At 48.9% G+C, this 11282-nt stretch carries 9 protein-coding genes; 8 read left to right on the plus strand and 1 reads right to left on the minus strand.

Annotated features, from left to right (window positions below; translation table 11 throughout):
• Positions 1-16: 16 nt before the first annotated feature.
• Together pcrA and ligA are read left to right on the plus strand one after the other, a co-directional pair.
• The gene (gene pcrA, locus BM613_RS09800; RefSeq protein ID WP_109431010.1) at positions 17-2221 is read left to right on the plus strand and encodes a DNA helicase PcrA; all 2205 of its coding nucleotides are present in this window, start codon (positions 17-19) and stop codon (positions 2219-2221) included.
• On the plus strand, positions 2218-4260 hold the full coding sequence (gene ligA / locus BM613_RS09805; protein ID WP_109430994.1) for an NAD-dependent DNA ligase LigA: 2043 nt from the start codon (positions 2218-2220) through the stop codon (positions 4258-4260). Before pcrA ends, ligA begins: the two co-directional genes overlap by 4 nt.
• On the opposite strand, the gene BM613_RS15080 is transcribed toward ligA, so the two are convergent.
• Positions 4244-4381 carry a hypothetical protein gene (locus BM613_RS15080; protein ID WP_181363034.1) on the minus strand — a complete coding sequence of 46 codons (138 nt, stop codon included), beginning with the start codon at positions 4379-4381 and terminating at the stop codon, positions 4244-4246. The genes ligA and BM613_RS15080 overlap by 17 nt on opposite strands.
• A 164-nt stretch (positions 4382-4545) precedes the next feature.
• Between BM613_RS15080 and BM613_RS09810 the strand changes: the two genes are divergently transcribed.
• The 6 genes from BM613_RS09810 (at position 4546) to rlmD (ending at position 11163) form a co-directional block, all read left to right on the plus strand.
• A complete protein-coding gene (locus BM613_RS09810; protein ID WP_109430995.1) occupies positions 4546-5505 on the plus strand; it encodes an MraY family glycosyltransferase in 960 nt (319 codons plus the stop codon).
• Positions 5506-5624: 119 nt separating this feature from the next.
• Positions 5625-5915 carry an Asp-tRNA(Asn)/Glu-tRNA(Gln) amidotransferase subunit GatC gene (gene gatC, locus BM613_RS09815; RefSeq protein WP_109430996.1) on the plus strand — a complete coding sequence of 97 codons (291 nt, stop codon included), beginning with the start codon at positions 5625-5627 and terminating at the stop codon, positions 5913-5915.
• A 2-nt stretch (positions 5916-5917) separates the two neighbouring features.
• On the plus strand, positions 5918-7372 hold the full coding sequence (gatA, locus tag BM613_RS09820) for an Asp-tRNA(Asn)/Glu-tRNA(Gln) amidotransferase subunit GatA (RefSeq protein WP_109430997.1): 1455 nt from the start codon (positions 5918-5920) through the stop codon (positions 7370-7372).
• Positions 7372-8805 (plus strand): Asp-tRNA(Asn)/Glu-tRNA(Gln) amidotransferase subunit GatB, encoded by a 1434-nt coding sequence (gene gatB / locus BM613_RS09825; RefSeq protein WP_109430998.1) that lies wholly within the window; start codon positions 7372-7374, stop codon positions 8803-8805. The genes gatA and gatB overlap by 1 nt, the downstream gene beginning before the upstream one ends.
• 14 nt (positions 8806-8819) lie before the next feature.
• Complete coding sequence (locus BM613_RS09830) at positions 8820-9719, plus strand: YegS/Rv2252/BmrU family lipid kinase (protein WP_109430999.1); 900 nt, start codon at positions 8820-8822, stop codon at positions 9717-9719.
• Positions 9720-9753: 34 nt separating this feature from the next.
• Positions 9754-11163, plus strand: a complete 1410-nt coding sequence (gene rlmD / locus BM613_RS09835) for a 23S rRNA (uracil(1939)-C(5))-methyltransferase RlmD (RefSeq protein WP_109431000.1) — start codon at positions 9754-9756, stop codon at positions 11161-11163.
• The last annotated feature ends 119 nt before the right edge of the window (positions 11164-11282 follow it).

Below are 11282 nucleotides of genomic sequence, written 5' to 3' on the forward strand. Positions count from 1 at the left end.
GAAGGTGATCTGGGTGATGGAGCTTTCAACGGAAGAGATGGAACGGTTATTAAGTGGATTGAATGAACCACAACGCGAGGCGGTGACGAGTACAAGGGGGCCTTTACTGATCATCGCTGGCGCAGGCAGTGGAAAAACGAGTGTGCTCACGCGCCGCATGGCTTACTTGTTGAAACAAGAGCGTGTGGCACCTTGGAGCATTCTTGCAATTACGTTTACAAATAAAGCAGCAAAGGAAATGAAAGAACGCGTGGCCCGTCTCGTAGGACAGGCGGCTGATGAGATGTGGGTCTCTACGTTTCACGCGATGTGCGTGCGGATTTTGCGTCGCGAGATCGACAAATTGGGTTTTACTAGCCAATTCACCATTTTAGATGCGGGGGATCAACTGTCAGCCGTAAGACGTTGTTGTGAGGAATTGAATTATGATCAAAAAAAATTTGAACCGCGATCCCTCGCGGCAGCAATTAGCCAGTACAAAAATGTGCTTGTTGCGCCAGATACGGCATTGAAGCGTGCGGAGACTGTTTATGAAGAAGCCGCAGCGCAGGTGTATAAACTCTATCAAACGAAATTGCGCGCTCAAAATTCCCTTGATTTTGACGATCTTATCCTGTTGACCGTACAACTTTTTGAGCAATACCCTGCAGTTTTAGATTATTATCAAGCTAAATTCCAATATATTCATGTCGATGAGTACCAGGATACAAACCATAGCCAGTATCGCCTTGTACGGCTCCTTGCAGATCGCTACCGCAATCTTTGTGTGGTAGGGGATTCCGATCAGTCGATCTACAAATGGCGCGGGGCCGACATTGGAAATATTTTATCATTTGAACAGGATTATCCTGATGCTAAAGTGATTAAATTAGAACAAAATTACCGCTCGACCAAACGCATTTTAACGGCTGCAAACGCTGTGATTGAAAACAATCTCGAGCGACCTAAAAAGACGTTGTGGACGGCAAACAGCGAAGGGGAACGACTTTATTTTTATCGCGCATTTGATGAACGTGAGGAAGCGCGTTTTATCGTGGATGAAGTACATCGGCGCAGACAATTAGGGGAACTTGCTTACAGCGATGTGGCCGTTTTGTATCGCACAAACGCGCAGTCGCGTGCGATTGAAGAGATGTGCTTGAAATCAGGTGTGCCATATCGTGTCTTTGGCGGGATCAAATTTTATGAACGAAAAGAAATCAAAGATCTTTTAGGCTATTTGCGACTGATTGCAAATCCTGCTGATGATCTTGCGTTTATCCGCATTGTCAATGTACCTAAGCGAGGCATCGGTGAGGGGACGATTGCGCGGATGGCGGAACTTGCGGCAAAACAGGGAACTTCGCTGTTTACGGTGACTCAACAGATGGACATGCTTGGTTTGTCAGGCCGTTTTGTGAGTGCCGTCGAAGGATTTGCATCATTGATTCGGCAATTGGCGGCACAGCAAGACTACCTTACCGTCACTGAGTTGACAGAGGAATTGCTCTTGCGTAGCGGCTATCGTGAGATGTTAAAATCTGACCGAACCATTGAAGGGCAGGCGCGCTTGGAGAACGTAGAGGAATTTCTTTCTGTGACACAAGAATATGAGAAGCGCAATCCTACAGGCGGGTTAATTGGGTTTCTAACTGATGTCGCGCTTGTTGCGGATTCCGAGCAAGAGGGTGGATCGGGGGATGGCATTACACTGATGACACTGCATAGTGCCAAAGGGTTGGAGTTTCCAGTGGTATTCCTTGTCGGAATGGAGGAGGGTGTTTTTCCACACGCTCGTTCGGCGACTGACGAGCGCGAAATGGAAGAGGAGCGGCGTCTCTGCTATGTAGGGATTACACGAGCGCAGAAAGAACTCTATTTGACATGCGCCAATACGAGAATGCTGTTTGGCCAAACGAAAGCCAATCCACCTTCGCGTTTCTTGCAGGAAATTCCGCAAGAGGTATTGGTGGATGTCAAAAAAGCGACTGGATCATTCCCGCGTATAGCACGTGAGGGGATGGCCGTTGAGCAGACGCCAAAGAGTTTCGGGGGCGATTTGACAGAAAATTGGTCGGTTGGCGATCGCGTCTTGCATCGCAAATGGGGAGAAGGTCTCGTGCTGGCTCGTTCGGGGACGGGGGAGGATTTGGAACTTACGATTGAATTTGCGGCTCCGACAGGGACGAGAAAATTGATGGTCAAATATGCGCCGATTGTAAAGGCAGGCGGACAATCATGACGGACGACGTGCGAAGCCGAGTGGAAAGTTTGCGCCACAAGTTACATGAGTATGATTATCATTATCATGTGCTTGATGCTCCACTCATCTCTGACGTGGAGTATGACCGCTTATTGCACGAGTTAGTTGAGCTAGAGGCGTTGTATCCAGAGTTACAAACGCCTGATTCACCCACACAGCGAGTGGGCGGGGAAGTGACGGAAGGGTTTGGCAAGGTGACACATGCCTTCCCCATGTTATCGCTGTCGAATGCTTTTTCTGAAGCGGATTTGTCTGAATTCGACGCGCGCGTGCGGCAGATGATCGGTGAGGATGTACACTATGTCTGTGAATTAAAAATAGATGGACTCGCGACCTCATTGATTTATGAGGAGGGCGTTTTTGTGCGCGGAGCGACGCGCGGAGACGGAGTAACAGGGGAGGACATCACACAAAATTTGCGCACAATTCGTGCCCTGCCACTTCGTTTGCGCGAGGCTGTGAGCATTGTTGTGCGCGGTGAATCGTATCTGCCACGTGCAGAATTTGTGCGTTTGAATGAACAACGCGCACAAACGGGTGAACCGCTTTTTGCGAATCCGCGCAACGCAGCGGCCGGATCACTGCGCCAACTGGATGCAAGTGTAACGGCAAAGCGCAATCTAGCTTTTTTTGCGTATACATTAATTTCTTCGGAGCAAAGTGTAGCTACTCAGGAAGAAGCGCTGACAAAATTGCAGGAACTCGGGTTCCCGGTAAATCCTCATTTTAGACGATGCGCTTCCATCTCTGAAGTGATGGAGTACATTCGTTTTGCGGAGTCGATACGGCAAAATCTGCCCTATGACATTGATGGGGTTGTGATTAAGGTGGATTCTTTTGCTGCTCAGCAAAAATTAGGAACGACAGCAAAAAGTCCGCGCTTTGCGATAGCCTATAAATTTACCGCAGAGCAAGCAGAAAGCCGTGTTCGAACGATCGAATTAAGCGTTGGGCGAACTGGGGTAGTGACGCCAACTGCAGTCATCGAACCAGTTTTTTTAGCGGGAACCACCGTCAGTCGAGCTACCTTGCATAATGAAGATTTCATTCGAGAGAAAGATGTGCGCGTTGGGGATCTCGTCGTGGTGCAAAAGGCGGGGGATATTATCCCGGAAATTGTACGCGTCGTGACAGAAGCGCGAACAGGGGAAGAAGCGCTGTTTCATATGCCAACAGTCTGTCCGGTCTGTCATACACCGCTTGTGCGTGCGCAGGGAGAAGCGGCGTTACGGTGTGTCAATCCAAATTGTCTCGCAAAGCGAATCGAGGGATTGATCCACTTTGCTTCTCGTAAAGCGATGAATATTGACGGACTAGGGGATATGCTGATTGAAGCATTGGTTCAGGCGGGAGTAGTTCGCGATGTCTCGGACTTTTATACGCTGCAGAAAGAAGATCTGATGCAGTTGGAGCGAATGGGGGATAAATCTTCAACCAATCTCCTTGCGGCGATTGCAGCCAGTAAACAACAACCACTTGAACGCTTGCTGTTTGGCTTGGGAATTCGGCTTGTGGGGGAAAAGGCGGCCCAGACACTCGCTAAGTATTTCGGGACTCTTGACAATCTCATGGCAGCTTCGAAGGAACAGTTGCAAGCGATTCCGGAGATTGGTCCCAAAATGGCAGAAAGTGTAGTTGCCTATTTTCATGATCCTGAAAATTTGGCACGCATCGAGCGATTGCGACAATCTGGGTTGCGTTTTGACACCGATCTGAAACACGCTACGGATATGCAAAATCTCCCTTTGTCTGGTAAGGTATTCGTCCTTACAGGGACTTTAGAACATTTATCCAGACAACAGGCGCAAATCTTCATCGAGGAGCGCGGGGGAAAAGTATCAAGCACAGTAAGTCGCAAAACAGATTATGTCGTGGCAGGGGAAAGCGCTGGATCAAAACTTGCAAAAGCAGAAGAATTGATCCACGCCCACCCAGAACTGCCCCTTCGCATCCTAAGTGAACAAGCCTTTATCAAACTGCTTGACGAGGATGGAGAAATGTCTAGCGGCCGCGAATAAATTCTCCAACGTCCTGGCGATAGCGGCGGCGAACGCGAATAAAGCGGTATCGCCTGGAGTAGCGACCTAATGCGAAAGCAAGGGGCACGGTGACAATGTCAGCAAGTAAATACCAATCCATAAGGCATCCCTCTTTCTTCATCAAGGTCTCTTTTCAGGATATGTGCTCTATTTGATGTATAGAATAAGAACAAGCTCTTCTGTGGCTTGGTCCCTTTTCGCGGGCTACACGAATTTGGTATACTAGCAGCGGGTTTGGATTACCTAGGGGAGGCTCCTTTTTCGATGTATTACATCGCGGCTCTAGCGGTCAGTTTTGTGATCGTGTATTTCTCTGTCCCCTATGTGCAAAAGCTAGCGCTTAGGACGGGATTTGTTGATATACCTAACCAACGCAAGATACACAAAGATCCGATTCCACTGCTAGGCGGACTGGCGATCTATGGTGGATTCATTGTGACTGCGGCGATCTTTACGCATCGCGCTCCAGAGTTTTGGGGAATTACTCTGGGGGGCTTGATTATCTTTGTCTTAGGGATTATTGACGATTTCTATAAAACGCGCAAACAGGATCTTTCGGCATGGCCTAAGTTCTTAATCCAGATCCTCGCCGCGTGTATATTACCGATTTTTGGCGTGAGCATTCAAGGGGTTTCTATTCCCTTCATGGCTCATGGGTTCATCTTTTTTCCTATTTGGTTGCGTGTCTTTACTACGGTGGTGTGGGTTGTCGCGATCACCAATATGATGAATTTTCTTGATGGCGTTGATGGACTTGCTGCAGGAATTGCAGCCATTTCTGCCACAACGCTCTTTTTTATTGCACTGGTAAAAGGGCATGTCGCTATGGCTTCGCTGTCGATCATTTTGATTGGGACGTCACTCGGTTTTTTGCGTCACAACTTTCACCCCGCGCGGATTTTTATGGGGGACGCTGGAGCGACGTTTTTAGGCTATGTCCTTGCGGCTATTGCTGTTGGTGGTGCCTTTAAGTCCGCGACGCTTGTGTCGATGGTGATTCCAGTGTTTGCGCTTGGTGTGCCAATTATGGATGCATTTTATGTGATTTTCCGCAGATTCAAGGAAAATCGCCCCATTTATATCGCGGATAAAGGGCATACCTTTCATTATCTGATGCGGTCTGGGCTTTCACAAAAGCAGACGGTTACTTTTCTCTATCTGTTAGGAATCTGTTTTTCACTCGTGTCGATTGTGATTTTATTGGTGAACAATAAAACGCCTTGAGGAGCTAGAGTCTAAGAAGTAAACGGAGCGCTCGGCTATGGGCAAGTGCAGTCGCCGGACAATGCACTTGCCCCTTTGTGATATAATCCAACAATGATAAGTTTGGGGAGGGGACGGCATTGAGTCTGACAAAAGCAGAGATACAGCATGTGGCCGCGTTAGCGCGTCTGCAGGTTGCTGAAGAAGAGATTGGAGTCTTATCAGAAGAGCTCGAAAAAATTTTGGCGTATGTGGATCAATTGCAACAACTTGATGTCACAGGGATTGAAGCGATGAGTCATGTCGGGGTCACACAAAACGTGACGCGTCCAGATGTGCCAGGGATTTCACTCTTACCAGAAATCGCTTTAGCGAACGGACCTGATGTTGAAGAGCAACAGTTTCGTGTGCCGGCTGTGTTGGAGGGATAGAGATGGACTTTTTTAGCGGACTGCGAAAATTGCATGAGAGCCTGGTGGCACGTGAAGTGTCACCCTCCGAACTGGTCGACTTTAGCTTAGAGCAAATTCAGGCATTTGATGAGCAAGTTCAAGCGTTTGTAACCGTTACGCAAGCGCAGGCAAAGGAACGAGCAGTGCATTTGCAAGATCAACTGCTGACGAGTTGGCTTGCAGGTATTCCCTTTGCCTTAAAAGACAATCTGTGCACAAAAGACGTAGAGACGACTTGCTCAAGTAAAATTTTACGCGGCTATCATCCTCCTTACTCTGCGACTGTTGTACAGAAATTGGAGGATGCGTCTGGGATTTTAATGGGGAAACTCAATATGGATGAATTCGCCATGGGATCATCTACAGAAAATTCTGCGTGGTTTCCCACGCGCAACCCGTGGCGGCTCGACTGTGTGCCGGGCGGTTCTAGCGGAGGGGCTGCTGCGGCTGTAGCAGCGGGCATGGTGCCCTATGCGCTAGGCTCTGACACAGGAGGGTCAATTCGTCAACCTGCTGCATTTTGTGGAGTCGTAGGATTAAAGCCAACCTATGGACTTGTTTCGCGATTTGGGTTGGTTGCTTATGCATCTTCGCTTGATCAGATTGGACCCCTTACGCATTCTGTAGAAGATGCAGCGATTGTCTTAGAAGCGATCGCAGGAAAAGACCGCTATGATGCGACTTCTGTCGCGCGTGAGGTGCCTCACTACATAGAGAGTCTGACGGGGGATATTCAAGGCTTGCGTATAGGGATTGCGAAAGAATATTTCTCTCCCAATATTGATTCCGGTGTGCGCATGGCCGTTGAAGCGGCAATTGGACAACTTGAACGATTAGGTGCGCGGATTGAGGAGGTCAGTTTACCGCATACACCGTATGCGTTGGCTGCCTATTATCTCATTGCGCCAGCTGAAGCTTCTTCCAACTTGGCGCGTTATGACGGGGTGCGTTATGGGTACCGTGCAGAACATGCAGAAAACTTGCTCGATATGTATCGCAAGACGCGTAGCGAGGGGTTTGGATCGGAAGTAAAAAGGCGCATCTTGATCGGGACTTATGCACTTTCATCAGGTTATTATGACGCCTATTACAAGCGTGCTCAGCAAGTGCGCACACTCATTCGCCAAGATTTTGACGAGGCATTTGCAAAGGTGGACGTCATCGTTTCACCGACGACGCCGACGACAGCGTTTCGTTTAGGAGAAAAAACAGAGGATCCATTGACGATGTATATGAATGATATTTGTACAATTCCAGTAAACTTGGCCGGCTTACCGGCGATCAGTGTGCCATGTGGTTTGGCAGATGGGCTCCCTGTCGGATTTCAATTGATTGGTCGCATGTTTGATGAGCAGACATTGTTGCGAACTGCGCACGCATACGAGCAAGCTGCAGGGTTTGCTCCGCTGAAACCAGCGTTGGGGGTGCAGGCATAATGGCTAATTGGGAAACTGTCATCGGGCTGGAAGTGCATGTGGAACTGGGGACAAAGACAAAGATTTTTTGTGATTGTGCAGTCGAATTTGGTGCACCGCCTAACACACACGTGTGTCCCATCTGTTTAGGGAGTCCGGGGGCTCTCCCTGTGTTAAATGAGGAGGCGCTCAAGCTTGCGATTCGCGCGGCACTCGCTCTTCATTGCACAGTACGAACTCACAGCAAATTTGACCGAAAGAATTACTTTTATCCAGATAGCCCGAAAGCTTATCAAATTTCACAGTATGATGAACCGATAGGTGAACATGGTTATTTAGAGATTACTGTACAAGGAGAGAAAAAGCGCATCGGGATAACCCGCGTCCATTTAGAGGAGGATGCAGGGAAATTGACGCATTCACCGTACGGGGATGGATCACTTGTCGATCTCAATCGCGTAGGGATTCCACTGATTGAGATTGTGAGCGAACCGGATTTGCGTTCAGCGGAGGAGGCGCGTCTATATCTCGAAGAACTAAAAACGATCATGCAGTATTGTGGAATTTCTGAATGTAAGATGGAGGAAGGCTCACTGCGCTGTGATGCGAATATTTCTCTGCGTCCAGTGGGACATGTGGAATTTGGAACCAAGACGGAAATTAAAAACATGAATAGCTTTCGCAATGTCCAGCGCGGTTTAGAATATGAAGAGCAACGACAAGCAAAGCTTTTGCAGCGCGGTGAAGCGGTTGTACAACAAACGATGCGCTTCGATGAGGAAACGGGTGTAACTTTGGCCATGCGTTCAAAGGAAGATGCGCATGACTATCGCTATTTCCCGGAACCCGATCTGCCACGTATCCAGTTAAGTGATGAATATATTGCAGCAAGGCTAAAAGAAATTCCGGAATTGCCCGCTGCACGCAAGCAGCGGTTTGTGAAAGAGTACGGGATCCCTGTTTATGATGCGGAAGTGTTAACTGCAACGCGCGCTCTTGCAGATTTTTTTGATGGCACAGCACGTAGAGTGCGCGATGCAAAAAGTGCGAGCAACTGGATGATGGGGGATTTACTCGCGTATTTAAAAGCAAATAGTTTGGAGATTGAACAAATTGAGGTAACGCCTGAGCAGTTTGCTGAGCTCATCGGGTTGCTTGATGATGGGACGATTTCTTCTAAGATCGCCAAAAGTGTCTTAAAGACGATGCTTGAGACAGGCAAGGATGCGAAAGTCGTTATTGCTGAGCAGGGACTGATCCAGATCTCGGATGAAGCGCAGTTGCGCGAGATTGCAGAGCGTGTGATTGCGGCAAATCCTAAATCCGTAGCGGATTTTCAAGCGGGGAAGGAAAAGGCGCTAGGCGCTCTCGTCGGGCAAATGATGAAAGAGACTAGAGGTAAAGCGAATCCGCAACTGGTCAATCGCATCATCCTTGAGCTGATTGGAAGCTAAGGAGTGTGAGGTACGTGCGTGAGCGCATCCGTGTGATCTACAACCCTACAGCAGGGAAGGAAGCGTTTAAACAGCATCTTGCAGACGTCCTTGCTATCCTCGAAGAGGAAGGGGGGCTGGAGGCGTCTTGCCATGCGACAAGAGGAGCTGGCGATGCGACAAAAGCGGCAATTGCAGCGGCGCAAGAGGGTTTTTCTTATGTTGTGGCTTGCGGTGGAGATGGAACGGTGCATGAGGTGGTCAATGGTCTCGCGCAGTGTGATCAGCATAAGCGCCCTGTTCTTGGCATTATTCCAGCAGGGACGACCAATGATCTCGCGCGCGCCCTCGGAATTCCCTTTCAGATCGAACATGCCGCAAAGATTGTCGCAAGGCGGCGGACGATGCCACTGGATCTTGGGCAGATTGGTCTTGACCATTACTTTGTCAACATCGCGGCTTGCGGGCGTTTAGCAGAGATCACATACGATGTGCCTAGCAAATTAAAAACGGTACTTGGGCAACTTGCTTATTATATGAAAAGTCTTGAACGACTTCCGGGATTGCGCCCGATTCATCTGCACGTACAGGCAGGGGATGTCTCTTATGAAGGGAAAGCCATGCTTTGTCTGATTACAAATTCGCGTTCTGTGGGTGGATTTGAACATATTGCCCCGCAGGCGCTTGTGTATGATGGGCTGCTTGACGTCATGATTGTGAAACCGACGAATCTTGGGGATATGATTCGCTTGGTGAGTGCAGCGCTGCGTGGTGAGCATACGCGTGATGAGCGTGTATTGTATTTTCACAGCAGCGAAATCATGCTTTCTTCAGAAGATGAAGTGGATTTGAATATTGACGGAGAATACGGTGGCAAGTTACCTCAAAAGGTACGTGTGATGCCTCAACATTTGTCGGTTATTGTAAAACAATGAATATGAGTCGCTGAAGATCGTGAGGTTTTTTATTTTGGGTAAAGAGAAAGCAATTGTGCCGCCTGTAGCGATGGGGGATCCGGTGACATTGCAAGTGGAGCGGCTTGGCTATCGCGGGGAAGGTGTGGCACGCTACCGTGGATTTACCATCTTCGTTGAAGGTGCTTTACCAGGGGAAACAGTGGAGGCACAAATCACGCAAGTCAAACGTTCGTTTGCGATCGCAGAGTTGCGAGCAATTGTACATCCAACAAGCGAACGGGTCGTGCCGTTGTGTCCCGTTTTTGACGTCTGTGGCGGTTGTCAGTTGCAACATCTGTCTTATGCAGCACAATTACAATTTAAGCGTCAAGTCGTGAAGGATGCGCTTGTTCGAATTGGGAAGTTTGCTGCAGAGGATGTACAGCGATGGGTGCAACCTGTGATTGGTCAAGAAGAACCATGGCGCTACCGCAATAAAGTCAGCCTTACGGCTACCGCGCGAGCTGGTCGCTTTGTTGCGGGGTTTGTTGAAGAAGGGACGCATGAACCCGTCGAGTCTACGACCTGTTTGATTCGTCCACACGCTTATGATGAGCTATTGCAAATCATCATTACCCAATTCGAACAGCATGGAGTACGTGCTTATGATGAGCAGTCGCAAAGCGGGGACGTGCGACAACTGATTGTGCGCTCCAACCATAAGCATGAGGTGATGATCGTCATTCTCACTGGAATGCACGAGCTTGTGCATGGTCGTGAGCTTGCTGCCGCATGGGCAAAACAGATGCCACAGGGATACCGCCTGGTGAGTGTCATTCAACAAAAGCGCAATGACGGGAAAAATGGAGTACGAAAGAGGGACGCTTCCGAAGAAGTTCTTTACGGTGATGCATCGATTCAAGAACAGATTGATGGGCTCACTTTCCGTATCTCGGCTTCTGCCTTTTTGCAGGTGAACCCTATTCAAACGCGTATTTTATACGAGAAAGCGCTCAATGCCGCCGCGATTTCCTCACAGGATGTCGTATTTGATTTCTATTGCGGGGTTGGAACGTTGTCACTGTTAGCGGGTAGACAGGCAAAAGCCGTATATGGAGTGGAAAGTGTGTCAGCTGCGGTTGAAGATGCCAAGTTTAATGCGAGGCAAAATGGTCTGACCAATGCGCACTTTTATGCAGGATTTGTCGAACAAGTGGCGCCCCAACTGCTTTCCTCCGAGGTGCACCCCAATGTCATTTTACTCGATCCACCGCGTGCTGGTTGTGGTCCAGAAGTCATCACAGCGCTCTTGCAAGCTTCTCCACAACGCATCGTATATATTTCTTGTAATCCAGCCACACTTGCGCGTGACCTGCGCCAACTGGTGGATGGCGGCTATGCACTGCAAAGTGTCGAGCCAATTGATATGTTTCCACAGACGGCACATGTGGAAGTTATATCGTCAATAGTATTGAAAAAATAAGCGTTGCGGGTGTAGGGACCAGGGCCGGCGGTTGGCTCTGGTTTTTTGTTGTACGCCCGGCATGGGCGGAATCTTTAGGGTGTAAGTCCCGAACGGGGGTTGGCGACAAACCTACCGTT

The sequence above is a fragment of the Sulfoacidibacillus thermotolerans genome (assembly GCF_003144315.1).
GTDB lineage: Bacteria > Bacillota > Bacilli > Alicyclobacillales > SLC66 > Sulfoacidibacillus > Sulfoacidibacillus thermotolerans.

Excerpts from the sequence above, each read along its gene's own strand:
- pcrA (WP_109431010.1), top strand. The coding sequence starts at position 17 with ATGGAGCTTTCAACGGAAGAGATGGAACGGTTATTAAGTGGATTGAAT.
- gatB (WP_109430998.1), top strand. The coding sequence starts at position 7,372 with ATGGCTAATTGGGAAACTGTCATCGGGCTGGAAGTGCATGTGGAACTG.
- BM613_RS15080 (WP_181363034.1), bottom strand. The coding sequence starts at position 4,381 with ATGGATTGGTATTTACTTGCTGACATTGTCACCGTGCCCCTTGCTTTC.
- gatA (WP_109430997.1), top strand. The coding sequence starts at position 5,918 with ATGGACTTTTTTAGCGGACTGCGAAAATTGCATGAGAGCCTGGTGGCA.
- BM613_RS09810 (WP_109430995.1), top strand. The coding sequence starts at position 4,546 with ATGTATTACATCGCGGCTCTAGCGGTCAGTTTTGTGATCGTGTATTTC.
- ligA (WP_109430994.1), top strand. The coding sequence starts at position 2,218 with ATGACGGACGACGTGCGAAGCCGAGTGGAAAGTTTGCGCCACAAGTTA.